Here is a 24469-nt window from a genome sequence, read left to right as displayed (position 1 = left end):
ACACTGCACCATGACAGTAGCTCGCGATAATTCTCTTCGAGCTCAGCAAAGTCACCTGTTTTCGGCATCATGTTCATGGCTGCGTTTCCATCATCTCTGCAAGAACAGGCTGGCCGCGATCACACCGGCGGCAAACACTGCCGCAAGCGTCGCGCCGCGTTGCAGGACGCCCATGCGGTTCAGCGTAATGGCAAAAAGGATGATGACCGGGGTGGCCACCGATAGGCCGATCTGTGCGTCTGTCATTTTGCGTCTCCAAACAACCAGTGACCTAGCGCTGAAGGCCGCAAAAATCTTTGCTCTGGATCAAAGAGCTGTTGCCGCTGAGGGAATAAGTCGGCTGAAACCAGAAAAATGGACGGAAATGCAAAACGGCCGTGTGCACCCTGCATCTGAGGACAATGACATGCTCCTGGCATGGGTGCTTGGATGGAGCGAACTCGTCGCCTTCGGCGCTCTCCTGAGTGCCTTCCTGGTCGCCGGTTACGTCCAGCCAGCCGCCTTCGCCGAGGGACGTGGTCATCTCGCTCTATGGTATCCGCTGCTAAACACCGTCATCCTGCTTTCCAGCGGCTGGTGCGCCGCGAAAGCCGCTTGCTACCCTACCGGCGCGCCGAAGCAGCGAACGGCATTGGTGGGTGCCGCAGCTGGCGGTTTTGCGTTCACTGCCGTCAAGATCGCCGAATATCTGCGAGAGCTGCCGCACCTGTCGGATGAGCGGCTCGAGACCTTCAACCAGCTCTATTTCCTGACAACCGGCTTTCATCTCGTTCATGTAATTTTCGGGTCGCTGGTGCTCATCGTCGTCGCTTGCCGGCCGGGGCGCGAGAACGTCGCGATCATCACGACACTCTGGCATGTCATAGACATCGTTTGGCTGGTCATGTTTCCGGTGGTTTACGCGATATGACGTCCGAGAAGCTCGCCGATCGTGCGCTTGTGTATCTGATCGCCCTGACTGCCCTGACATCTGCAATCGCCTATTTCGCACATGCGGTCGCTGGACCGGGTGTCCTCATCATAGCCGCCGCACCGGTAGGGCTCATGAAAGTGCGGCTCGTTCTGCTGGAATTCCTGCATCTGCGTGGGCGGGCAAGTCCGCTCGTTCCGTCTGTCGTTGCCTGGGCGGCGCTTGTGCTGACGATGGCATGCCTCAAGCTGATTGCACTCTTAGCCGCCGGTACCGGCTAACGCCGCTTTGGATTTTATTTGCGCGATAGCAAAGACGGTTTCGATCGATCCTTTAGATGCTGACGCTCAGGAGCCAGACGGCTCAACGGCCGAGCTGCGGCGTTTGCGCCCCTCGACGATGAAAGGATGATCGATGGCAGAACGCCTAACAAAAACCGGGGCCCGGAACGTCTTTTACGGCGGGTCTATATTCTTCTTCACGATCTTTGTCGGGCTGACGGCCCACAGCCACTATTATATGCGCACCTCCTCCACCGACGAGACCACACTGACCGACTCTGTCGCGCGCGGTAAGCACGTCTGGGAGAAGAACTCCTGTATCAACTGCCACACGCTTCTGGGTGAAGGCGCCTATTTCGCGCCGGAACTCGGCAATGTGTGGAAGCGCTGGGGGGGAGATACCGACCCGGGTACCGCCCGCTCCACGCTGAAGGCCTGGATGGCCGCCCAGCCGACGGGGATCGAAGGCAGACGGCAGATGCCGCAATTCGATCTGACCGAACAGGAACTCGACGATCTCGCAGACTTCCTGGAGTGGACCAGCAAGATCAAGACCCAGAACTGGCCGCCGAACGACGCCGGTTGATCTCAGGGGAAGGAATCATCATGAAATATCAAACCCAGAAGGTCGCGATGCTGTATTTCTACGGCGCGCTCGGCCTCTTCGTCGCCCAGGTCCTATTCGGCGTGCTTGCAGGTACCATCTACGTCCTGCCGAACACGCTGTCGGAACTCCTTCCCTTCAACATCGTGCGCATGGTGCACACCAATGCGCTGATCGTCTGGCTGCTTATCGGCTTCATGGGTGCCACCTATTATCTCCTGCCGGAAGAGGCGGAGACGGAGCTCTTCAGCCCGAAACTCGCCATCGCCCAGTTCTGGATCTTCTTAGCGGCAGCGGCGGTCGCCGTCGTCGGATACCTCTTCAAGATACACGAGGGCCGCGAGTTCCTGGAACAGCCGTTCGTCATCAAGGTCGGGATCGTCGTCGTCTGCCTCATGTTCCTGTTCAATATCACCATGACGGTATTGAAAGGGCGCAAGACGGTCGTCACGAACATCCTGATCTTCGGCCTGTGGGGTGTCGCAATCTTCTTCCTGTTCGCCTTTTATAACCCGGCAAACCTGGCACTCGACAAGATGTACTGGTGGTACGTCGTCCATCTGTGGGTGGAAGGTGTCTGGGAGCTCATCATGGCTTCGGTTCTTGCCTTCCTAATGATCAAGCTGAACGGCATCGACCGCGAAGTGGTCGAGAAGTGGCTCTATGTCATCGTCGGCCTTGCCCTGTTCTCGGGCATTCTCGGCACCGGCCATCACTTCTACTGGATCGGCGCTCCGGGCTATTGGCAGTGGATCGGCTCGCTCTTCTCGACGCTTGAAGTTGCGCCCTTCTTCACCATGGTCATCTTCACCTTCTTGATGACCTGGAGGGCCGGCCGCAAGCATCCGAACCGCGCAGCACTTCTCTGGTCAATCGGCTGCTCGGTCATGGCCTTCTTCGGAGCTGGCGTCTGGGGCTTCCTGCACACCCTTTCCTCCGTCAATTACTACACCCATGGAACCCAGGTCACTGCAGCCCACGGCCACCTCGCCTTCTTCGGTGCCTATGTGATGCTGAATCTCGCCGTCATGGCCTACGCAGTACCGGAAATACGCGGCCGCAGCCCGTATAACCAGATACTTTCGATAGTCAGCTTCTGGATCATGTGCACGGCGATGTCGGTCATGACCTTTGCACTGACCTTCGCCGGCGTTCTCCAGGTTCATCTGCAGCGCGTCCTTGGCGAGGGCTACATGGACGTGCAGGACCAATTGGCGATGTTCTACTGGATCCGTTTGGGTTCAGGGGTCTTCGTCCTCCTCTCGGCGCTGATGTTCCTGTGGGCGCTCTTCGTGCCCGGGCGGCAGCGCGCCGCCGCAAATAGCGCAGCACAGCCCGCCGAATAGGCGGGCTCCCTCCCCTTAGATTGGAGTTCGCCCTGACGATCGCCCTCCCCAAGCCGCTGCCTCTGCCGCCGGATATTCCAGCCTATGTTCCATCCGGCAACGAATGCATCCTCTTTGAGAGCGCCTGGACGCGGCAACTGCCGCTGCTGCTCAAGGGGCCGACAGGATGCGGCAAGACGCGGTTCGTCCATCATATGGCCGCGCGGCTCGGCCTGCCGTTGTCGACCGTTTCCTGCCACGACGATTTGACCGCCGCGGATTTGACCGGCCGCTATCTCCTCAAGGGCGGCGACACCGTCTGGGTGGATGGACCGCTGACGCGATCCGTGCGCGACGGCGGGCTTTGCTATCTCGACGAGATTGTCGAAGCCAGGAAGGATGTCGCCGTTGTCCTGCATCCTCTCACCGACGACAGGCGAATCCTGCCGCTTGAGCGGACCGGCGAACTTCTTCAGGCCCATCGGGACTTCATGATCGTCGTGTCTTACAATCCCGGCTACCAGAACCTGATGAAGGCGCTGAAGCCCAGTACCCGCCAACGCTTCGTTGCAATCGAGTTCGACTTTCTGCCGAAGAACCAGGAGATCGCCGTGGTCTCGTCCGAAAGCGGGCTGGATGAAGCCCGTGTGGCGCCGCTGGTCGAGCTCGCACGGCGGTTGCGCGCGCTCAAGGGACACGATCTTGAAGAAGGCGTGTCGACGCGTTTGCTCGTCTATTGCGCCAGCCTCATCGATAGCGGTCTGCAGGTGCGCGATGCCGTGCGCTCCGCATTGATCGAACCGTTGACCGACGAGCCCGACGTCAAGGCAGCCCTGATCGAGGTCGCAAACGCCGTCGTCGCTTGAAGGAACGGACATGCTGGAATTTCTCGAACTTGAAGAGGCCGTCGGTCGGGCCTGGCACCGGTGGGTGGGTGACACACGTTCATGGCCGCGCTTCCCGGATCACGCGGTTGCCTTGAGTGATCTGGAGGCGCCGCTGGGCGTGTGCTTCCGGGCGTTCGGAGGAGAGGCAACGGTTCAATTACAGACGGTGCGCCCACAGACATCGCTGCACCGGCTGAAACTGCGCCAGGTCATCGGGCTTGGCGAAGAGCGGAGCGATCAACCCCGGCGTGACGAGTCGGCCATCATGCTGCCGGCCCAGATCGACCTTTTTGCCGACAAGGGCTTAAACCGCGACCTCTATTTCTGGACGGCCGCCTACATGGCGGTGATGGGCGAGGCTGTGCCCTCGCCTGCCGATCCCTTGCTCCTCGACCTGCACAAGATCGCGCTTGGCCGCAGCATCGCCGCGCGCGTGGTCAGATCGTTTCCCGGAATGCGCTCGCGCTACCACCGCCTGTGCCAGGGCGTGCTTGCGGCGCGAAGCCGCGGCCGACTGCCGGGCGTCGAGAGCCAGGTAGAGGCGTTCGTCCGTCTGGCGTTGACCTATCCCCTTGGTCACTCGTTGCCGGAAAATGCGATGCCATCGGCTTCGCGGGCGCCGGCGGGATACCTGCCGATACTGCCTGTTCCCCTGTGGCCGGACTTTGTGGCGAAGTCCGAAATCGCCGCGACCGAACGCGAGGATCTTCCCTCGAAAGGCGACGTTGGCTCCAATGATCGTCAGGCGCATGCAGCGACCCGGAAGCAGGATCGCGACGACCGCAAGCGGGATCCGTTCATTCTCAACCGGTTCGAGAAGATCCTTGCGATGGCCGAGATGGTCAATGTCGACCGGCCGACCGATGACCGCGACGATGATGAGGCAAAAGCCGCCAACGAACTGGACGAGATGTCGCTCAGCGAAACGAAGGACCGTCCGAAATCACGGTTTCACTTTGACCTCGACCTATCCCCGGAGGCCGTCGATCCGAGCCGGATCGAAGCCGAATTGACTTATCCCGAATGGAATTACCGCAAGCAGTCCTATCTGGAAGACTATTGCCGTGTCGTCGTCACATCGATGGAAGAGCCCCTTCCATCGTCCGCGCCAGCCGTCGATGATATGCTCGTGCGCAAGGTAAAGCGGCAATTCGAGACATTGCGGCCCCGCCGGGAGCTCCTCAGAGCGCAGCTTGATGGCAATGAACTCGACCTCGAAGCGGTGGTTCGGTCCCGGACGGATTTCCTGGCGACGGGACAGCCCGACGATCGCATCTATCAGGCCACGCGGCCGATGGCCCATGAACTTGCGACGTCGATCCTTGTCGACGTTTCGCTATCAACGGATTCCTGGGTTGACAATCGCCGTGTTCTCGACGTCGAAAAACAGGCGCTCGACGTTTTCGCCCGTGGGCTCGACGCCTGCGGCGACAACTTCGCCATCAGCACTTTCACGTCGCGGCGGCGCTCCTGGGTGCGCATCGAAACGGTGAAAGCCTTCCACGAAGCTTTTTCATTCCGAACGGTCTCGCGCATCAGCGCAATGCGGCCCGGCTACTACACACGCATGGGAGCGGCGATCCGCCATATGACGGCGGAGCTCTCCAGGCAAAGCAGTCGCAAGAAGCTGCTGCTGATACTCACAGACGGAAAACCCAACGATGTCGACCATTATGAAGGTCGATTCGCGCTGGAGGACAGCCGGCGCGCTGTCGGCGAGGCACGGGTGTTGGGGCTTTCCGTTTTCGCAGTGACGATTGACCGCAATGCCCAGGATTATCTTCCCGCCATTTTCGGAAGAGGCGGATTCGCTCTCGTTTCGGACATCACCAAGCTGCCGGCCGCTTTGCCGGCCATTTATCGCGGGCTGGTTTGCTGAGGGGTGCCAGCTCCGAAGGAGAGACCCGACCGGCTGGGGCGGCTTCGGGTCTCTCCACCCCTTCAAGCTGCTTTGCTATGGGTACGGCCGGATGCGCCGATATAGGCGTCGAAGGCTGCCGCCACCGCCCTGATCATGAACCTGAGATCCTTGCGCACGGTGATGAGCCCGTCGCGGACTGTTACGACGCCATCGCTTTCGAGTGCACGCAGCCGGTCGTTGCCATTAAGAACCAGCTCGGCTTCATAGCCAAAAGATGCTTCAAGCCGATTGAGGTCGACGGCGAAATCACACATCAGCCGCTCGATGATTGCAGCGCGGAACCGATCCTGCCCAGTCAAATGGTATCCCTTCACGGTCGCCAGGCTTCCGGACGCAATCCGTTGCGCGTAGGCTCCGGGGGCGACTTCATTTTGGACATAACCCGCCGGGAGCTTACCGATCGCGGACGCCCCGAGCCCAATCAGAGTCTCGCACGTATCCGTCGTGTAGCCTTGAAAGTTCCGCCTCAGATCCCCGCGCGCACTGGCCATCGAAAGTTCATCTTCGGGCAGGGCGAAGTGATCAAGGCCGACCCGCACGTAGCCGGCCTCGACCAGCGCTTCTGCGGTCGCTTCGGCCTGAGCGTTGCGCTCTTCTGCATTCGGCAAGGTCGCCTCATCGATAAGGCGCTGGTGCTTCTTGAAGGCCGGAATGTGCGCATAGCCGAAGACCGCAAAGCGATCGGGGCGCAACCGGACCGCCTTCTGCACGGTATCGATACAAGATGCGACCGTCTGATGTGGCAGGCCATAGATCAGGTCGAAGTTGATGCCGCCGATACCCGCCTTTCGCAATTGCTGCACGGCGGCCTCCGTCTGCTCGAAAGTCTGGTTGCGGTTGATGGCCGCCTGGACGACGGGATCGAAACTTTGGACCCCAAGGCTTGCACGACAAACGCCGCCCTCAGCGAGCGCGCCGACCATTTCTCTGGCGAGTGTACGCGGATCGATCTCTACGGCGATTTCCGCTCCCGACCTCAATTTGAAGGCGTTCCTCAGATGCTTCATCAAATCCACGAACTCCTTCGGCCGCATGATCGTCGGCGTGCCGCCGCCGAAATGCACATTCTGGACGAGCAGCGGTTGCTTCGCCCTCGACGCGACCAGGGCGATCTCCTGACGGAGAACATCCAGATAGTCGAGGATCGGCCGGTCCTGCTTGGTGATCGTGGTGTGACACCCGCAATACCAGCACATCGACCGGCAAAAAGGGATATGAAGATAGAGCGAGACCGAGTGCCTGTTGTCGAGCTCTGCCAGCCAATCCCCGTAGGTACCCGCACCGATCGCGGAAGAAAAGGCAGGCGCGGTCGGGTAACTCGTGTAGCGCGGCAGCCGCGCTTCGCCATATTTCTCGACGAGGGGATGAGACATGATGCGTTCCTTCATAAGACGTTTTGGCGACTTTGAAGGCGCTGCGCGATGCTGTCCTTGTCATAGGTCAATGACGATGCCAGCGCATTTTCGAGAATCCAGGAAATTGTTTGCTTACAGTCAAATTGCGTTGCCGCAATTGCCATTAGGCTTTTGACCATCCGGCAAATCACGGCTGCGGTTTGACCCGGAGTTCATTCGCCTGCGGCCCATAAAGGTTCCAATCCATGACTGAAGCGACGATCACTGAAAGCAAGAAGCCATTGATCGATGTGCGCACGCTGGCGCCGGCTGAACGGCATCCGCGCATTTTCAATACCCTCAATGCGCTTGCGCCAGGCGGTTCGCTGCTGATTGCCAGCGACCATGATCCCCGGCCGCTGCACTATCAACTCGAAACCGGATATCCCGGCAAGTTCGCCTGGGAATATCTAGAGCAAGGACCTGAGGTATGGCGTGTGGAGATCGCCCGACTCGAATCGGGATGTGACTGCTGCTGCGGCAGCCACTGACCGGCGTTAATCGGGCAGCGTCGATGATCCCTGGTGCAACACTCTCGCGATGGACAATGTCCTATTTCGCTGCAGCGCTGCTCTTTCTGCTTATGGCGGAGGGCATGCTCGCGGCGGGTCTTTGGAGACCCTCCGTCGACATCGGTGATCCCATCACGCTCATCATCGTGCATTGCGTGACGATCGGCTGGCTCGGCCTTTTGATGATCGGTGCATTGTTGCAATTTGCACCCGTATTGACGGGGGTGGGGCTGGCTACGGAACGTTTCAACCTGCCCGCCCTCATCGCCATCGTTGCCGGCCTTGCGGCGCTGATTTGCGGGTTTGCCGCGATCAAGAACGGATCGTCAGCGGCCGGCTTGACAATGCCGGTCGCGACCGCACTTCTCGCTGCCGGCCTGCTTGGCATAGGTGCCGTGCTGTTTACCGGATTGTGGCGCGGGCGCAGCGCTCATGCCGCCGCGCCATTTGTTCTTCTTGGCATCATTTGCCTGGCCGTCACTGTGCTATTGGGCGCTAGTTTCGCGCTGGTGCTATCGGGAGCAACAGATGCTCCCCTGATCGTCGATCTTGCGCTGGGCGCCGTGCCGCTGCATGCCAGTTTCGGGCTCGGAGGATGGATGAGTCTTGCCGCCATCGGCGTCAGCTACAAACTCATGAGCATGTTCCTGCTGTCACCCGATACCTTACGAACACAGATGGTGCTGGCGGGCGGCGCTTCCACGATTCTGATGCTCAGCATCGCCCTGTTCTGCCTGTTTTCGCGTCGGGACGTGATTGAGCCTCTCAGCTTCATTTCGGCTGTCGTGTTCTTGGGAACGATTGCAATCTACGCGACCGAAATGCGCAGCATCTACCGCACGAGACGCCGCAAAACGCTGGAGCTCAACAGCATCGGTTCCGTTCCGGCATTTGTGCTGCTGGCGCTGTCGATGGCAGCACTCGTCATTTCCATGCCGCTCAATGCGGGTGAAGGTATTCGTGCCGCAATCGTCTATCTCTTCGTCTTCGGTTGGCTAACTGGGCTTGGTCTGGCACAGTTGCTGAAGATCGTCCCCTTCCTAACCTGGCTCGAAGCCTTCGGTCCCCTGCTCGGCCGGCGCCCGACGCCACGGCTGCAAGACCTGATCAAGGAGCGGCGCGCATCGTTCTGGCTCGGCGGATTTTACCTTGCGGTCGTTTCAGCCGCTGCATCGATCGCAGTAAACACCGACGCGGGATTTCAGATATCGGCCTTTGCTCAACTGATATGTTCTGCAGGCCTGAGCTTCGAATTGTTCCAGGTTCGTATCCTTGCCCATGTCGATGCCGTCGCCAAAAGCAGCCCCTTCCATCAACCAGCTCTGTTGATCGCCAAAATCAATTCAGAAAGGTAACGACAATGTCGCCAGTTCGAGAACTCGATGTCAGGCAACTCCTGAAGGACGGCGGCATGCCGTTCCAGGTCATCATGGAAACAGTCCAGTCGCTGCATCCGGATGAAAGTCTCCGTCTCCGCGTGATCTTCGAGCCTGTTCCCCTCATTCGCCAGCTGAGCGAGCGGGGATATAGTCACCGCAGCACGAAACTTGCGGAGGACAATTGGGAAATCCTGTTCACACCGCAGGCAGCGGCCACCGCACCAGCGACCGACGATATCGATACTCCGGCATCAGATGCCTGGCCGGAACCGGAATGGAATCTCGATCTAACGGATCTGGCGCCTCCCGAGCCCATGGAGCGGATCCTCGCCCGCCTCGAGACGATGAAGCCGGGCGAAGTCCTTTTTGCGCTCCTCGCCCGTGAACCGGTCTTCCTGTTCAATGAACTGAAGAGGCGCGGCCATGAATGGGCCGGTAACTTCGACGCGAGCGGCTCGACCTATCGCATCATGATCCGCGTCAACCCGTCGGCGAGAGTCGCATGACGACGCCTCAACCGATCACCGATTCCGTCGTTCTGCTCGCCTTGCGGACTATTCACGATCCCGAGATTGGGACCGACATCGTCGAGCTGGGTTTGATCTATCAGGTCGAGATCCAGCCGGACGCAGCCGTACGCATCGTCATGACGACTACCACACGCGCCTGTCCTGCTTCGGCTTTCATTGCGGATGCCGTCCGCGAACGCCTCGGCACGATCCCGGGCATCGGGCGGATAACCGTTGATTTGGTCTACGAGCCGCCGTGGTCGCCGGATATGATCGGCAGGCTTGTGGCGTGAACAACAGCATTGAAGGCCGGGCTTGAACGCCCGATCTTATATATTGAGAGGCCGGAGCATCGGGTATGATGTTCCGGCCTATTGTGTCAGCGCAAGGATTTTGTCGTCCGGCAAAGAAAGGGCGCGTGTTCGGCCAAGAACAATCCGAAGGCCACTATCCATCCGAGCGCTGCGATCATCAGGATTTCATAGGTGTATGCCGGCACAAGTTCGGCTGCTGGCCTGACGACGGCAACGATTGCAAGGACGACATAGGATGCAGTCGTCAGAGCGCTCGCCTTGAGCTTGCGGCCCGTGTGCCCCCGCGTTGCACGCGTCATTACCGCGAGCATCATGAGAGCCACCACGCCGATTGCGAGCGTATGCAGGATTGATGTCTGATCAAGACCTATCGATCCGAACGCGATTGTCCCGAACCCCAAGGGTATGAAGAGATAGGCGACGTGAAGCACCGAAAGAATGGGCTCCCGGCGGGTCGTCCATCCGCGCCAGCGGTAAAGCCGAATGAGATTGAGAACCGCAGCTAGGGCGCTCAGACCACCCGTTGCGACTGACGTTGGGGCGATTGTCCAGCAGGCGAGCGCGACGACACCGACGATGATCACCGTCGCGTCGAAGTGATTGTAGGGGACGGGAAAGTCGGTTCGGCCGAACTGATTGAGCCAGTTGCGGGTAAAGCTTGGAAGGATCCGTCCGCCGACAATCGTGATCAAAGCCACGTAAGCACCAAGAGCCAGCCTGATCGGGAGTTCCGGCCTGACACCTTCGATGGCCAGAATGTGGAAGCAGATGTTTGCCGCCGATAGCGCTGCAAGGCCGCCTATAACTTTCAAGTCCTTCCACTTCCGGCCGGCGATCACTTCACGGGCGCAGATGATCAGCATTGCCGGCAGAAAAAGGCTGTCGATAACGGCGGCGGACAGTACGCCGATCGTGTCCGACACAAGGACGGCTGCACGCCCGAAGGTCCAGAGCCCAAAAAGAACAACAAGCGGCCGGCCTGAAACCGGCAAGCGGCCGGTCCAATTCGGTACCGCCGTCAGCAGGAAGCCAGCAAGGACCGCCGAGGCAAACCCGAAGAGCATTTCATGGGCATGCCAATTGGTCGGTCCGTAGTCGAGCGCGATCGCCCGTCCCAACGAGAGAAACGCTGCCCAGAGCCCGATGCAGAGAATGGACCAGACGGCAGCGCCGAGGAAGAAGGGCCGGAAGCCGTATGAAAAGAGCACCGACCCGGACGTCCACATTCCTCTTGGAATGCGCGTGGCCGGTTCGGCTGCTGACGTGTTTTGCATGGTTAAGATCTCCGAGTTGACCAGCCAGTAATGGTCGCATCGGCCGAAGCAGTCGTTGACAATACGCAAAGAGCAACGTCCCGACTTTGTGCTCCCACAAAGTCCGAATTTGCTCCAAATCAAAGAGATTCCGCACCGTTCTTCTAGAAATCTTGTGACCGGGCGGCCTTCGCTCCGTCTTCGACTTCAGGAGAAGAATGATGACAAATACGTTGCAAATGACCCGGCGCACGATGCTGACGGGCGCTGCTGTCGCCGGAGCGCTGACCCCCATTCTCGCATCGGCGGCGGCGAACGCCTCTCCCGCCACCGCCAAGAAGCTGAGCGCCGCCGACATCGCAGCCCTTCCACGCCAGAGACTGGAGCTCGAGAAGCCACCTTTCGTCCACGCACATGCGCAGAAGGCAGAAGGCGGACCGAAAGTCATCGAAGTCACGCTGACGATCGAAGAAAAGAAGCTCGTGATCGACAGCAAGGGCACCGAAGTCAACGCCATGACTTTTGACGGATCTGTCCCTGGCCCGCTCATCGTCGTGCATCAAGACGACTACGTCGAAGTTACGCTCGTCAATCCCGAGACGAACACGATGCAGCACAACATCGACTTCCATTCGGCAACCGGCGCACTCGGTGGCGGTGCGATTTCAATCGTCAATCCTGGCGAGAGCACCGTATTTCGCTTCAAGGCCACCAAGGCCGGCGTCTTCGTCTATCATTGCGCCCCTCCCGGTATGGTGCCTTGGCACGTCACGTCGGGCATGAACGGCGCGATCATGGTGCTGCCGCGTGAAGGCCTGACAGACGGCCATGGCAAGGAACTTGTCTACGACAAGGTCTATTACGTCGGTGAGCAGGATTTTTACATCCCGCGCGACGAAAGGGGCGAGTTCAAGAAATATGACAGCCCCGGAGAAGCCTATGAAGACACCGTTGCCGTCATGCGCACCTTGACCCCGACGCACGTCGTCTTCAACGGCGCCGTTGGCGCGCTCACCGGCGACAATGCCCTGACGGCTGCAGTCGGCGAGCGCGTTCTGATCGTTCACTCGCAAGCCAATCGTGACACCCGGCCGCACTTGATCGGCGGTCACGGCGAATATGTCTGGGCCACGGGCAAGTTCGTCAATGTGCCCGACCGGGATCAGGAGACCTGGTTCATTCCCGGCGGCACAGCCGGCGCTGCCTACTACACTTTCGAGCAGCCTGGCATCTATGCCTATGTCAATCACAACCTGATCGAGGCGTTCGAGCTTGGCGCTGCGGCTCATTTCAAGGTCACCGGCGATTGGAACGATGATCTGATGACCGCGGTCAAGTCGCCGTCGGGCAGCTGATCTGGGCAGTCCAACCGACGCGCGGGCCAAGCCGTTGGCCCGCTCGCTAAAACTCAATGTGAGGCGTCTTCAAACGCGTAGCGGCTGTGATACTAGACGAAGTCGATGACCAGGTTTCGGGGATTTCCATCGCCATACCGCTCGCGCTGTTGGCGATCATGCTGGCTGCGGTCGCTGTTCAGTCCGGTGTCATCGCCTGGCGCAGCCCTCAGCATTCGGTCGCAGGCCCTGATGTGATTACAGTAGCGCCCAGGTCATTCGATTACCGGGATCATGCAGAATACTTCCGCGCCGGGATTGCCGTCGATCCGCCGCGGTTAATCGTTGCGATCGAAAACCCGCTGACGATCATGAAGTATCAGGTCTTGCACGCTGAGTATGATCGCTGCGTCCAAGATAAGGCCTGCTCTGCAGCGGAGAGCGAAGAGCCGGCCGCGCCGGGCGACACGCCTGTTATTGGCGTCAGCTATGAGGATGCCGTGCGCTATGCGGCATGGCTTTCCGAGCAGACCGGAGCCTCATGGGTGCTGCCGACGGATCAGCAACTGGCCTTTGCCGCCGGAAGCCGCTTTCCAGACGACGCCCTCGGCGTTTCAAGCGATGACAAAAATCCCGCCAAACGTTGGCTCGCAGACTACGAGCGCGAGGCGCGCCGTTCGGCCTCCAAGAATCCCCGCCCCCAAATCCGAGGTTCGTTTGGCGTCAGCGAGTACGGCTTGGCTGACTTTGCCGGCAACATTTGGGAATGGACGCGCAGTTGCAGCAAGCGTATTGATATCGGCGTTCAAGCGGCCGCCCCGCAGGCTGATCCATCACGCTGCGGTATCCTGATTGCCTCCGGCAAACATCGGGCACCAATGAGCAGTTTTGTCCGCATTCCAAAAGGAGGTGGCTGCTCTGTGGGCAGCCCGCCGGACAATCTTGGTTTCCGGCTCGTTCGCCAGCCAAATTCTTTCGAGGCAGCGAAAGACTGGGTCGGGCGCATGATCGGCTTGATTGCCTTTTCGATAAACGCCGTTCCCGCCGATGAAGGACCTCCGGCATGAAAATTGACCGCGCCGTATTGAAATCACTGCCCTTGTTCGATCGAATGACGGATGCCGATCTCGACGCGATGGTGGAGCACGCGGTTTCGCGGCGCGTCGCGCAGGGTGATGCGGTTTTCGAGCAAGGTGCGCCTGCCAAATCGTTCTTCCTGCTCCTGCATGGCAGATTGAAGGTCACACAAGTTACGGCAGATGGCCAGCAGATCATCGTCCGGGTCGTTCACCCGGGCGATTTGTTCGGTTTTGCCAGAGCCTTGCAGCGTTCCGACTATCCAGGCACCGCGATTGCTGCCGCCGAGAGCCTGACGCTTTCTTGGCCGACCGATCTATGGCCGCAATTTGTCGAGCAAAATCCGCGCCTGGCGGTAACCGCGATGCAAACCATCGGCCAGCGGCTTGAAGAGGCCCATACGCGCATCCGCGAAATGTCGACAGAGGAAGTGGAACGACGCGTTGCCCACGCTGTCCTAAGGCTTTCCAAGCAGGCAGGAAAGCAGGAGGGCGACGGCATTCGTATCGACTTTCCGATTTCTCGCCAGGATATCGCCGAAATGACGGGAACGACGCTGCACACGGTTTCAAGAATTCTGAGCGCCTGGGAAGCCAAAGGCCTCGTCGAAGGCGGCCGTCAAAAGCTGCTCGTCTGCGACTACCGGAAGCTGGTGATTCTGGCAGACGGCGGCCGTGAATAGACGTCGCTCCCCGACTGCCCTCGCCCGCGCGTGGATCACATCAGAATTCCTTCATCAGCGCCTGCCGCCGGAAAAGCCGGATCCTTGATCCTGATCAATTTGCTGTTGGCGCGCTGAGGTAAGTTGCGTCTCTGGCAAACCCGCTGGAAGCATTGAACGCAAGGAGCCGCCATGCAAGCCAAGGACATCATGACGAGGACCGTGACTTCGCTCAGCGTGACGGCCAGCATTCGCAAGGCTATCGAAATCATGATCGCCGCCGGTGTCAGCGGGCTGCCGGTCGTCGGTGACGATGGAAGCCTGCGTGGCATTATTACCGAAGGCGACATGCTGCGCCGAAAGGAACTGGACCTAAGGGCGGCCGCCGATGCAGGCACGGTTGATGCGCTTCGTGACTATGTGCACAGTAATAGCTGGCGGGTCGAAGACGTCATGACCACAGATGTCGTCGCCGTGAGGCCCTCGGCGTCTCTCGGCGAGATCGCCGGGCTCATGGCGCTCCATTCGATCAAGCGCGTGCCGGTCGTCGTGGGCGACAGAGTTATCGGGATTGTCAGCCGCCGCGACCTGCTTAAGGCGGTCGTTGCAGGGCTGCCCGATCGCATCCCCCGCGGCGAGGAGGCGTTGCGCCTTGCGGTCGCGACCCGGCTGAAGAGCGATCTGAACCTTTCCCCGGAGCAAATTGCCGTGGCCGTCGAAGATGGCAACGTCATACTCACGGGCACCGTCGAGACGGAGCTCCATCGCAAGGCCATAAAAGTTCTTGCAGAGAGTCTCAGAGGCTCGGCGACCATTGTCGATAATGTGACGACGATTGCGGACCGGCCGTAGCTCTGGTTGCCCCGTCAGCCGATAAAAAAGCGCCCACGCCGCGCAGCAATCGGGGTACTGGGGCCCTAAGTCTTGCAACAGACGACGATTGTTGCGCCCGGCGATGCTGTGCGCGAGGTAGAGCGATAACACGCCAGCCGCACCACCAAGCAGGCAGCGGGCCTCGTCGATCATCGTGATCAAGAAGGTCTCCGTCAATCGCACCTTTGTACCAGAGCAATACGAAGCCAGGCGACCGCGTTTGAGATTTCGCAATGAAGCGATGTCCGAAGAGAAGATACAGGAGCGGATCGACATCAAATTGAGGGTTGAACGTGCAGGAACTCGCAGCCGCCTTCGCAGTCTTCATCGCGCTGCATTCGATCCCGGCGATCCCGGCTCTACGCTCGCGCATTATCGGCGTCGTTGGAAGGCCGGCCTACTTCGTCATCTATTCCATTGTCTCAACCGCGGTCCTCGCCTGGGTCTTTCGTGCCGCGTTGATGCTGGACTACATCCCGCTTTGGGAATTTCAGCCTTGGCAGGCGATCATGCCTTTCGTCTTCGCCCCGCTGGGCATTTTTCTGGTGATCGCCGGACTCATGAGCAACAATCCCTTGTCGATCTCGTTGGCGCGTGGATCGACGCTCGGGGCGGTTGCCAGCATCACACGGCATCCAGTCCTATGGGGCTTTTTTCTCTGGGCCGTCGGACACGTGATCGTCAACGGTGACCTTCGCTCATTGCTGCTTTTCGGCGGATTTGCGCTCTTTGCCATCGGAAGTGTTCCTATGGCGGAAAAACGCGCCCGGCGCCGCCTTGGCGCCGGCTGGGCCGTGGTTGCGGCAGGCACATCAAATGTACCGCTGCTCGGCATCTTGACAGGGAACGTGAGACCGCGATTTGACATGCGTCTCGGCGCAGCCGCATTGGCAACAGCTGCATTGACGGCGTGGTTGCTGATGGCCGGCCACAGCTATTTGTTTGGGGCCGATCCGCTTTCCCTGCTTGGTTGAACGAAGCCGGCGCCGGCAGACCGTTCTCCGTGCCAGCTCTGCGCAAGTGGCCGGATGGGCAATGCCAGCTGGTCGATCGCTCGTGATGCAGTGTGATCACGACATCTGCGACCGTCTCCGGCTTCTGATAGAAGGCCGGAACCGGCGGCATGATGATGCCGCCGCATTCGGTGACAGTGACCATGTTGCGCAGGTGACCGAGTTGAAGCGGTGTTTCGCGCGCCAACAGAACCAGTCTCCTCCGCTCTTTGAGCTGCACGTCGGCTGCACGTATGATCAAGTTGTCGGAGAGGCCGGCGGCGATCCCCGCCAGTGTCCGCATCGAGCACGGCGCGACGATCATGCCATGGACGGGAAACGAGCCGCTGGCGATGGCCGCTCCGATGTCGGCGGCATCATAGACCTTGCGCACCTTGAGCAGAAGCTTGCCATAGGCACCCGCGCCGATCTCATGGGCAAGCGTGCGCTGCCCCGCTTCCGAGACGACGAGATGAACGTGGATGCCGAGCGCAATAAGCTTGTCGGCGATTGCAACACCAAAAATGGCGCCCGAAGCGCCGGTGATCGACAACACCACGCGTGGCGCCGTCTGGGGGTCATAAATCACGCTTCGCCCTTTCCCAGATAGCATCGGCGCGGGCCGAAACGTCAGGCGGCATCGACAAGACACGCCCCCAGTCACGCTCGGTCTCCGATCCGATCTTGTTGGTCGCGTCACAGCCCATCTTGGTGCCCAAACCAGGCCTCGGGGAGGCAAAATCAAGATAGTCGATCGGCGTGTTTTCGATGACCGTCAGATCGCGGCCAGCGTCAAATCGTGTTGACAGAGCCCAGATGACGGCGGCCCAATTGCGGACGTTGATGTCGGGGTCTACCACGATGATGAGCTTCGTGTAGTTGAACTGCGGCAGCATCGACCAGAGACCCATCATGATTCTCTTGGCCTGGCCCGGGTAACGCTTGTCGATCGAAACAACGATCGCTCGATACGAACAGGCCTCCGACGGCAGCCACAAATCGCATATTTCCGGAAACTGCCGCTTGACGATCGGGACGAAAAGGTCGGCCATCACCTCTCCCAATCGCGACGGCTCATCGGGCGGGCGGCCGGTGAACGTGGAGAGATAGAAGGGTTTTCTTCGGCTTGTCATGGCCGAGACGGTCATCACCGGGAAAGGCTCGACGCTGTTGTAATAACCTGTGTGATCGCCGTAGGGCCCCTCGGGCGCTCGCGCCGTGGCCGACACCGTGCCCTCGAGAATAATCTCCGCATTGGTTGGAATTGGCATCGGGACTGTCAAGGCAGGGGTCACCTCTGTCCTCGCAGATCGCAGGAGGCCTGCAAAATTGATCTCGCTCACGCCTTCCGGAAGGGGCATGACCGCCGAAAGAATACTGACGGGGTCCGCACCGATTGCGATCGTGACCGGCATGTCCAAGCCTTTGCGCTGCCAGGCTCGATGATGTTTCGCTCCGCCGCGATGATCCAGCCAGCGCATAATGAGTGAGCGTTGATCACGCACCTGCATCCGGTATATTCCGACATTGATATCGGACGGATCGTCCGGGCAGCACGTGATCACCATCGGCCAGGTGACGAGCGGTGCCGGCTCGCACGGCCAGCACCATTGGATCGGAAGCAGCGAAAGATCCACCTCCTCTGCCGTGCGTATCATCACCTGCGCCGGCGACCTTGCCCGGCGCTTGGGCCGCATCGACATCGCCCTTTGCACAAGCGGCAGCTTGTCCCAGGCCTCCCGAATACTCTTCGGCGGTGTCGGCCGATGCAATTCGCCCAGCATATCGCCGAGGTTAGCCAGACCTCCGGCCTGGAGCCCGAAGCCGAGCTCAATCCTTTCCCTGGTGCCGAAGAGATTGACGAGAACAGGAATGTCCTTCGTCCGGCCGGACGCATCGATCGGCGTCTCGAACAGCAAGGCCGGACCGTTTTCTTCGATGGACCTCCGGTGGATATCGGCCATCTCGTGGACGAGGGAAACCGGCTCGCTGATACGCCGGAGCAGGTTGCGCCGTTCAAGGGCGAGCGCAAAGCTTTGGAGGTCTGGAAATGTGGCAACGGCAGAGGCGCGTGTATTCATCCCCATGCCATCGGCAAAAAAATCCGGCCTGTCTTTGAGATGGCGCAAATACCGACCGATCAGCCGGGGCTAAACCGGTTCCCGCTACCAATGAGGCGCGCCCATGTTTTTCCGACCACGGCTGATGGCTTCCCTGCACGCGGTTCCTTTACCGCTTGTTCAGGGCGTCTCGGCTTTCCTGTTAAGACAGATCCTCGAACGGCATTCAGGACTCTTAGATCGGCTGGGAGCCTTCAAGGAAACGCGATTTGCGTTTGTTCCGACGGATTTGCCCTTTTGCTTTCTGGTCGATCCGGCCCGCACGACGATAAAAGCGTTCCGAAAGCGCCACACTATTGCGGCAGATGCGACTGTCGAAGGCCCGCTAGCGCTCCTGCTGGCGCTGGCGGAGGGGCGCGTTGATGGCGATGCGGTGTTCTTTTCGCGCCGCCTGACGGTAACGGGCGATATGGAAAGCGTCCTTGCCCTTCGAAACGCACTCGATGACTGCGATATCGACGTCACCGAAATGATCGCCAAGGCCGCCGGACCTCTTCGCCCGATGCTGAAGTCATTGATGGTTTCGCTCCGCAAGCAGGCCCTGACGTCGGAGGGGCTCTCATGGAACTGATCTGTCCCGCAGGTACGCCGGCAGCATTCAGGGAAGCCGTCGACGCGGGTGCCGATGCCATCTATTGCGGTTTTCGCGACGAAACCAATGCCCGCAATTTCCCCGGTTTGAACTTCACGCGGGAAGAGCTTGTCGCATCAATCGCATATGCTCGGACCAAAGGTGTCCGCACCTTCGTGGCGCTCAATGTTCAACGCCGCGCGCGTCGTCCTGCCGCGCACGCTGACCATTCCCGATATCGCCCGGCTTGCGCGCAAGATCAAATGCGAACTCGAGGTCTTCGTCTTTGGCGGCCTCTGCGTCATGGCGGAAGGTCGTTGTTCGCTGTCATCCTATGCCACGGGAAAGTCGCCGAACATGCAAGGCGTCTGCTCACCAGCCAGCCATGTGCGCTACCGTCAGGAGACGGGCGGACTCCTCTCCGAGCTTGGCAATTTCGCCATCAACCGCTTCGGGCCCAACGAGCCTGCGGGATATCCGACCTTATGCAAAGGCCGTTTCAACATTGCCGACAGCCAGGGCTACGCGTTCGAGGACCCCACGTCACTCGAGGTCATGGATGAAATCGATGCGCTGAAGGCCGCGGGCGTTTGCGCTCTCAAGATCGAAGGGCGGCAGCGCGGCAAAGCCTATGTCGGCGAAGTCGTAGCGACGCTTCGCGCTGCGGTCGATGCAGCCCCGGCCGAACGATCCCGTCTGCTTGCCCGTCTGCGGACTTTAAGCGAGGGCCAGAAAACCACGCATGGCGCCTTTGAGAAACGGTGGAGATAAAAACGTGACCGATCGCTCCACGACGCTTGCTCTCGGTCCCGTCTATTATCTCTGGGACGCCGACCGTTGGCGCGATTTCTATTTCCGGATCGCTGACGAGGCGCCGCTCGAAACGGTGGTCATCGGGGAAACGGTTTGCTCGAAACGGCTGCACATCACCGAACCGGTTTTTGCGGATGTCGTTGATCGGCTGGAAGCGGCGGGCAAGTCCATCAGGCTTTCAACACTTGCCCTCATCACGCTCGATCGCGAAAGCCAATATCAGCGCGATCTCATCCATGACGGCGGCCACGTCATCGAAGCCAACGACCTGTCGGCACTCAATTTGCTCAAGGGCCGCAACCATGCCGTCGGGCCTCTAGTGAATATCTACAACGGCGCGGCGGCGCGATTCCTTGCAAAAAACGGAGCATCGACAATATGCCTGCCGCCGGAATTGCCGGCCACGTCCGTCAAGGCGGTCGCCGCAGATTGTCCGGATCTCGCCTTCGAGCTTTTCGCGTTCGGCCGTCTTCCGCTTGCCGTGTCGGCGCGCTGCGCGCATGCACGGGCGAAAGGCCGGATCAAGGACAATTGTCAGTTCGTCTGTGGCGAGGAGCCTGATGGCTTGACCGTAAAGACGATGTCGAACCAGCCGTTTCTTGCGCTGAATGGCGTTCAAACCCTTTCCTATACCTGCCAGGCGCTCTTGCAAACGGATGAAGATCTCAAGGCGCTCGGTGTGTCGGCTCTGCGACTGTCGCCGCAGGTCTGCGATATGGTCGAAGTCTCCGAAATCTTCCTCGATCTGACGAAAGACAAGATCGATCCGGACGAGGCGGCGCTTCGCCTGCGAACGGCCTATCCGGCCGTATCCTTGTCGAATGGCTTTCACCATGGTCACGCCGGCGCCGAATGGGTCGCCCACAACCGCAATGCTACGATGGGAGTGCCCAAATGAGCGATTCCAATTCCATTCTTGCCGCAGCCAATGTCCAGGCTGTCATCCACCAGATTCGCGCGATTATTCGAACGAGCGCTCTGGATTGCCGATGCCGTGATGTGGTCGATGACGTGCTTGAGGGTCTTGAGCGCCGGGAAAAGGCGGTCGCCACCGAGGAACTGCTGAAAGCTGCCGTCAGGCAAAGGGACAAGATCATAAAGCTTACCGAATTGCTGCGCGATTTCGGCGAGGTGTCGACGGGTTCCGACGGTGGGGTCATCGATGAGGCCGCGCTGCTGTTTGATGATCTGGCCATGCAGGCGCAGGTGGGATCGCAATTCCTGCATGCGATAGCCCACGCCAGTGATCTTGCGGTCGCAAACGCGAGCGTCCCGAACGACCGGGAACCATGCGCCGAAGAGAACCTGAGGTGGTGTGTTTCATCGATGCGTTCGAGGACTGCCGCGCTCCTTCGGCATGGTGTTTTGCCGACATGATCGGTCTCTGATGCCGCACCTTTGTCGCCGCCTCAACACCTGTGTTTTCGAGATATTGACGCAGATCAAGACGACTCGTCCGAAATCGCCCTAGCTATGATCGGAGAGGAAGAGTCTGGAGAACCAGGATGCAAAAAGAGAAATTTGGAAAGATTTTGCGGGGCCGATTGGAAGATCTGAACCGGCGCCTGCATCTCGTCGATAGCGATCTGGGGCGGCGAAAGGATGCCGACGACGAGGACCGTGCCGTCGAGCTCGAAAACAACGAAGTGCTGGAGGGCTTTGGACGTGCGGGGCAGGAAGAGGTGCGCGCGATCAACGCCGCCCTGCAGCGCCTGGAAAACGGAACCTTCGGCATTTGCGTAAAGTGTGGGTCGCCGATTTCGGAAGCGCGTCTTGAAGCGGTCCCGTTCGCTGTCACATGCCAATCGTGCCTTCGCGAATAAGCTGCACGACGATATTCAAAGAAGGCACGGGCGGCCGACGGTCGTGAATGGATGTTGCGCACTGCAAAGAGGGAACCAGCGGTCATGAAGTATGGCATCGTAGCAGCCGGATTGGACGCGCACGAGAAGTCGGGATGCATCATTTTGCAGGTCGGTTCACAATGCCGAACCGTCTTGGTGACGCGCCGTGCCATATTGAACGTCGCCTCCCCGCCGCGCGCCAGCGAGGCGCGTTTCCTCGAGCACGTCAGGACCTTCTGCGAGATTGCCTCCAATCGCATGGAGACCCCGATCGTCAATCAGGACGTCATCGTTATCACCGCAGACGATGTGCGAGGCTGGCGCCGGCATTGGCCATCATCTCCGGCACTCGTTTCCTCCCGCTCGCAAGGGCCTCGCATTGGCAACCGGCCACATAACCTGCGGCTTGTCTCAGCTAGGAATACCGCGGAGGGACGCTGAGCGGTTGGAGGGCTAACAGCGAAAGTCAGTGCCGGTGGCAAGGACCTGATCTCCACTCGAAGACATCGCCAGCAGAAATATAGATACGGCCGTCAGACGCAACATTCTTGACGCGATGCTTTGCGCGGGCGATGTCGCAGAAGAGCTCGATGTTTTCCTGCAGCCGCGTCTCATCCGCACGCGGCGGAGAGGCGACGTCGAGAAGCGCCTGCTTGTCGACGACGGCGATTTGATTTCTTCCGGCCTGCTCAAGGATGACCATCGCATTTTCGCCGGAAGAGCGCAGGAAGGCTGTAACGAATTTCAAAGACATCGTAATACCTCTTGCTCGATGAACAAGCGCTCGAGGGCGCTCTTACGACATTGGATATGCCGGCAGATCAATATCGTCGCAATACGGAACGGTGTCTTTGAGGAAGATCAAAATCATCAAGCGCCTCGGCGCTGTCGCAGGTTATTCCGATTCCATCATCAGCGCCGTGCTGAGGTATCCAAGTGCGATCGTGTCGCCAAACAAGAAAATGAAGAGGCCCTGGGCCACATAGCTCTCTACCAGGCCAAGCGAGGCCGCTGAATCCGCAAATCTTGTTGTCCAGACAATCGAACCCACGACGCTCCCGATGAGGAAGCCGATGGCTATTCTGGTGATGATAAACCGAATGAGCTGGGGCATGGCGCAAAATCCGTAACGCCTGAGACCACAATAGCAAAACGGCTGGAAAGTTCCATAGGTCGGGCAAGGTCTTGACTTTCGTCAAAGCGTTGCCTTCCCCCCATGCTATCAAAAAGGCTCGATCAGATTAACGGCGAAAGCATGACCCAACTTTCGATGGCTGCCGGCGCCTTTGCGCTTCTTGCAATGCCCGGCCCGACCAATACCCTGCTTGCGCTTGCCGCCCACCGGCGGGGAGTGCGGGATCTTGCAATTCTCGCAGCCATAGTGGTCGCCGCTTATCTGATGGTGGCGGCTTCGCTTGCAGTCTTTGCCGGAGCCTACCTGCATTCCCATCCGCAGATCGCCGATGACCTCAAACTGGTCTCTGCGGCCTGGGTTTTATATCTTGCCTTTCGGTTGTGGTTCGCCCCCGGTTCGGTTTCGGCCGCCGACATCTCGGCGCATCAAGTCCTGATAACGACGCTGCTCAATCCGAAAGCGATTATCCTCGGGTTGGCCATGGTCCCCCCTGCGGGCGTCTCGACTCAAATCCCCTATCTTGTGACCATCACCTTCGTTGTCGCGGCAGCCTCGATGCTTTGGCTTGCACTCGGCAAGCTTGTGATTGAAGCACAAGAAGCGTTGCCGGTGCTCGTGCGCCGGTGCACTTGCGCGGTACTCCTGCTGTTTTCAGCCGGCTTAACGGCCAGCCTTTTTACCTGAATATCTGCTGACGATGCCTTGCCGCTGCCGAAAGGATCCGAGCGTGGCGGCGCTGGGCCTCGGTCGTCCCACACGCCTCAACGACAAGCAGAAGCAGGAAGTCCGTGACGGTCTTGCCGCCGGCATGAGCGTGTCGGCGACGACAGCTATCGCGGCTGATGTCCTTCGATGCGCCAACAGTTCCCCTCCCAGCCAGGTTGGGCGGTCCTTGAGGCGCGCCACCTCTGCCTCGAGTTCATGCCTGGGGTCGGTTATGGTGCGATATTCGTCACCGGGCTTGTTGAAGCGTGAGTCCGTCGCCACCAGCATGCGCACAGTTTCTTCATTCTCGGTGAATCTCGCCAGTCGATGATCGGATGCGTTCAACTATCCTGTTGCCTCCCTGTCTTCTGTGCCCCTTGCAGTATTCCTGCGCGCGCCGCAGTCACTGCGTCAGCCAATGTTCTCTTGAAACGCACCCGCGGCGGTCGCATGCCGTGTACCAGAAGGACGCGCCGGACCGACGATGATGCGCCGCCAATGTGAACGGCAGCGCCTTGATGGTAAGCGTTACGCACAAACCCTTCAATAGTGGCGGCGCCGGTCGAGTCGAGAATCGGCACACCCGAGAAATCAATGACATAGGCTTTGGGATGCTCACCGATACGTTCGAGCGCTGCCCCGACCCCCGCCGCCGCACCGAAGAAGAATGCCCCAGATATCCTGCAAACCACAATGTCCGGATCGGTTGCCAGATCCGCCTCGTAAGGCTTGCGTCCGTTGCCATTCATCGTGTCGGGCTTATCCAGTTCCGCGACCGGCCATGTACGTTCGACTTCGACGGCCTCCGCCATACGGTGCAGAAAAAGCAGCGTGCCCAGAGCGAACCCGACCAGAATCCCCTCTGTCAGGTCGCGAAACACAACCAGCAGGAAGGTGGCCAGCAGCACCACGGCGTCGCCGCGCGAGGCGCGCAGGAGGGTCGAGAATTCATGCTTTTCTGCCATGTTCCAGGCGACCACCGCCAGTACCCCTGCCAGAGCCGCCAGAAGGACGTATGCGGCAAGTGGCGCGGCGATCAGCATGAACAGCAGCAG

The 24469-nt window shown here is 59.6% G+C and carries 28 protein-coding genes and 2 pseudogenes; 22 read left to right on the top strand and 8 right to left on the bottom strand.

Annotation, left to right across the window (positions count from 1 at the left end; genetic code table 11):
• Positions 1-90: 90 nt before the first annotated feature.
• Complete coding sequence (locus tag C9413_RS06540) at positions 91-246, bottom strand: hypothetical protein (RefSeq protein ID WP_170250291.1); 156 nt, start codon at positions 244-246, stop codon at positions 91-93.
• 160 nt (positions 247-406) lie between these two features.
• On the opposite strand from C9413_RS06540, the gene C9413_RS06535 reads away from it, so the two are divergent.
• The 6 genes from C9413_RS06535 (at position 407) to C9413_RS06510 (ending at position 5886) form a co-directional block, all read left to right on the top strand.
• Positions 407-910 (top strand): cytochrome c oxidase subunit 3, encoded by a 504-nt coding sequence (locus tag C9413_RS06535; protein WP_223844098.1) that lies wholly within the window; start codon positions 407-409, stop codon positions 908-910.
• On the top strand, positions 907-1191 hold the full coding sequence (locus C9413_RS06530; RefSeq protein ID WP_040116179.1) for a cytochrome C oxidase subunit IV family protein: 285 nt from the start codon (positions 907-909) through the stop codon (positions 1189-1191). Before C9413_RS06535 ends, C9413_RS06530 begins: the two co-directional genes overlap by 4 nt.
• Before the next feature lie 133 nt (positions 1192-1324).
• Entirely contained in the window at positions 1325-1777 is a 453-nt protein-coding gene (locus tag C9413_RS06525) for a cytochrome c (protein WP_040116180.1), read from the top strand.
• Between the two features lie 20 nt (positions 1778-1797).
• On the top strand, positions 1798-3141 hold the full coding sequence (locus C9413_RS06520; RefSeq protein ID WP_040116181.1) for a cbb3-type cytochrome c oxidase subunit I: 1344 nt from the start codon (positions 1798-1800) through the stop codon (positions 3139-3141).
• A 32-nt stretch (positions 3142-3173) separates the two neighbouring features.
• Positions 3174-3986 (top strand): CbbQ/NirQ/NorQ/GpvN family protein, encoded by an 813-nt coding sequence (locus C9413_RS06515; protein WP_170250292.1) that lies wholly within the window; start codon positions 3174-3176, stop codon positions 3984-3986.
• Positions 3987-3996: 10 nt separating this feature from the next.
• Positions 3997-5886: a VWA domain-containing protein gene (locus C9413_RS06510; RefSeq protein WP_040116183.1), complete on the top strand. Its 1890-nt coding sequence runs from the start codon at positions 3997-3999 to the stop codon at positions 5884-5886.
• Between the two features lie 62 nt (positions 5887-5948).
• Here the strand turns inward: C9413_RS06510 and hemN are convergent, their stop codons facing one another.
• A complete protein-coding gene (gene hemN / locus C9413_RS06505) occupies positions 5949-7301 on the bottom strand; it encodes an oxygen-independent coproporphyrinogen III oxidase (RefSeq protein WP_040116700.1) in 1353 nt (450 codons plus the stop codon).
• Positions 7302-7528: 227 nt separating this feature from the next.
• On the opposite strand from hemN, the gene C9413_RS06500 reads away from it, so the two are divergent.
• From C9413_RS06500 to C9413_RS06485, 4 genes are read left to right on the top strand one after another with little or no spacing between them, the layout of a single operon-like run.
• Positions 7529-7813 (top strand): DUF2249 domain-containing protein, encoded by a 285-nt coding sequence (locus C9413_RS06500; protein ID WP_040116184.1) that lies wholly within the window; start codon positions 7529-7531, stop codon positions 7811-7813.
• A gap of 56 nt (positions 7814-7869) precedes the next feature.
• On the top strand, positions 7870-9189 hold the full coding sequence (locus tag C9413_RS06495; RefSeq protein ID WP_246703707.1) for a hypothetical protein: 1320 nt from the start codon (positions 7870-7872) through the stop codon (positions 9187-9189).
• Between the two features lie 5 nt (positions 9190-9194).
• Positions 9195-9719, top strand: a complete 525-nt coding sequence (locus C9413_RS06490; protein WP_040116185.1) for a DUF2249 domain-containing protein — start codon at positions 9195-9197, stop codon at positions 9717-9719.
• Positions 9716-10015, top strand: a complete 300-nt coding sequence (locus C9413_RS06485) for a metal-sulfur cluster assembly factor (protein ID WP_040116186.1) — start codon at positions 9716-9718, stop codon at positions 10013-10015. The genes C9413_RS06490 and C9413_RS06485 overlap by 4 nt, the downstream gene beginning before the upstream one ends.
• An 86-nt stretch (positions 10016-10101) precedes the next feature.
• On the opposite strand, the gene C9413_RS06480 is transcribed toward C9413_RS06485, so the two are convergent.
• Positions 10102-11310 (bottom strand): NnrS family protein, encoded by a 1209-nt coding sequence (locus C9413_RS06480; RefSeq protein ID WP_040116187.1) that lies wholly within the window; start codon positions 11308-11310, stop codon positions 10102-10104.
• A 200-nt stretch (positions 11311-11510) separates the two neighbouring features.
• Here C9413_RS06480 and nirK point away from each other — a divergent pair, with 200 nt between their 5' ends.
• From nirK to C9413_RS06455, 5 genes are all read left to right on the top strand, one after another.
• Positions 11511-12644: a copper-containing nitrite reductase gene (nirK, locus tag C9413_RS06475; protein ID WP_040116702.1), complete on the top strand. Its 1134-nt coding sequence runs from the start codon at positions 11511-11513 to the stop codon at positions 12642-12644.
• A 158-nt stretch (positions 12645-12802) separates the two neighbouring features.
• Positions 12803-13690 carry an SUMF1/EgtB/PvdO family nonheme iron enzyme gene (locus C9413_RS06470; RefSeq protein WP_082046779.1) on the top strand — a complete coding sequence of 296 codons (888 nt, stop codon included), beginning with the start codon at positions 12803-12805 and terminating at the stop codon, positions 13688-13690.
• Positions 13687-14382 (top strand): Crp/Fnr family transcriptional regulator, encoded by a 696-nt coding sequence (locus C9413_RS06465; protein WP_040116188.1) that lies wholly within the window; start codon positions 13687-13689, stop codon positions 14380-14382. Before C9413_RS06470 ends, C9413_RS06465 begins: the two co-directional genes overlap by 4 nt.
• A gap of 171 nt (positions 14383-14553) precedes the next feature.
• On the top strand, positions 14554-15213 hold the full coding sequence (locus C9413_RS06460; protein WP_040116189.1) for a CBS domain-containing protein: 660 nt from the start codon (positions 14554-14556) through the stop codon (positions 15211-15213).
• A gap of 314 nt (positions 15214-15527) precedes the next feature.
• Positions 15528-16208: an NnrU family protein gene (locus C9413_RS06455; protein ID WP_040116704.1), complete on the top strand. Its 681-nt coding sequence runs from the start codon at positions 15528-15530 to the stop codon at positions 16206-16208.
• Here the strand turns inward: C9413_RS06455 and C9413_RS06450 are convergent.
• Together C9413_RS06450 and C9413_RS06445 are read right to left on the bottom strand one after the other, a co-directional pair.
• Positions 16169-16839 (bottom strand): annotated as a pseudogene (locus C9413_RS06450) (UbiX family flavin prenyltransferase). The gene C9413_RS06455 and the pseudogene C9413_RS06450 overlap by 40 nt on opposite strands.
• A complete protein-coding gene (locus tag C9413_RS06445; RefSeq protein WP_040116705.1) occupies positions 16805-18307 on the bottom strand; it encodes a UbiD family decarboxylase in 1503 nt (500 codons plus the stop codon). The pseudogene C9413_RS06450 and the gene C9413_RS06445 overlap by 35 nt, the downstream one beginning before the upstream one ends.
• Before the next feature lie 103 nt (positions 18308-18410).
• Between C9413_RS06445 and C9413_RS06440 the strand changes: the two genes are divergently transcribed.
• The 6 genes and pseudogenes from C9413_RS06440 (at position 18411) to C9413_RS06415 (ending at position 22015) form a co-directional block, all read left to right on the top strand.
• The gene (locus tag C9413_RS06440; protein WP_040116191.1) at positions 18411-18917 is read left to right on the top strand and encodes an SCP2 sterol-binding domain-containing protein; all 507 of its coding nucleotides are present in this window, start codon (positions 18411-18413) and stop codon (positions 18915-18917) included.
• Positions 18908-19688: pseudogene (locus C9413_RS06435) on the top strand (peptidase U32 family protein). Before C9413_RS06440 ends, C9413_RS06435 begins: the two are co-directional and overlap by 10 nt.
• A 4-nt stretch (positions 19689-19692) precedes the next feature.
• Complete coding sequence (locus C9413_RS06430; RefSeq protein WP_040116192.1) at positions 19693-20628, top strand: U32 family peptidase; 936 nt, start codon at positions 19693-19695, stop codon at positions 20626-20628.
• Positions 20625-21107 carry a hypothetical protein gene (locus C9413_RS06425; RefSeq protein WP_052451882.1) on the top strand — a complete coding sequence of 161 codons (483 nt, stop codon included), beginning with the start codon at positions 20625-20627 and terminating at the stop codon, positions 21105-21107. Before C9413_RS06430 ends, C9413_RS06425 begins: the two co-directional genes overlap by 4 nt.
• A gap of 128 nt (positions 21108-21235) precedes the next feature.
• Entirely contained in the window at positions 21236-21553 is a 318-nt protein-coding gene (locus C9413_RS06420) for a TraR/DksA C4-type zinc finger protein (protein WP_040116193.1), read from the top strand.
• 84 nt (positions 21554-21637) lie between these two features.
• Positions 21638-22015 carry a hypothetical protein gene (locus C9413_RS06415; protein ID WP_203226223.1) on the top strand — a complete coding sequence of 126 codons (378 nt, stop codon included), beginning with the start codon at positions 21638-21640 and terminating at the stop codon, positions 22013-22015.
• Between the two features lie 25 nt (positions 22016-22040).
• On the opposite strand, the gene C9413_RS06410 is transcribed toward C9413_RS06415, so the two are convergent.
• The gene (locus C9413_RS06410; protein ID WP_040116195.1) at positions 22041-22328 is read right to left on the bottom strand and encodes a hypothetical protein; all 288 of its coding nucleotides are present in this window, start codon (positions 22326-22328) and stop codon (positions 22041-22043) included.
• Positions 22329-22469: 141 nt separating this feature from the next.
• The gene (locus tag C9413_RS06405) at positions 22470-22688 is read right to left on the bottom strand and encodes a hypothetical protein (protein ID WP_040116196.1); all 219 of its coding nucleotides are present in this window, start codon (positions 22686-22688) and stop codon (positions 22470-22472) included.
• Between the two features lie 141 nt (positions 22689-22829).
• Here C9413_RS06405 and C9413_RS06400 point away from each other — a divergent pair, with 141 nt between their 5' ends.
• On the top strand, positions 22830-23393 hold the full coding sequence (locus C9413_RS06400; protein WP_040116707.1) for a hypothetical protein: 564 nt from the start codon (positions 22830-22832) through the stop codon (positions 23391-23393).
• A gap of 362 nt (positions 23394-23755) precedes the next feature.
• Here the strand turns inward: C9413_RS06400 and C9413_RS06395 are convergent.
• A partial coding sequence (locus tag C9413_RS06395; protein ID WP_170250290.1) for an STAS domain-containing protein occupies positions 23756-24469 on the bottom strand: 714 nt, incomplete at its 5' end.

The organism is Rhizobium sp. SEMIA 4085 (genome assembly GCF_013004495.1).
Taxonomy (GTDB): Bacteria; Pseudomonadota; Alphaproteobacteria; order Rhizobiales; family Rhizobiaceae; genus Rhizobium; species Rhizobium gallicum.
Note: the sequence above shows the minus strand (reverse complement) of the source record. Positions and strands in the feature narration are given on the sequence as shown.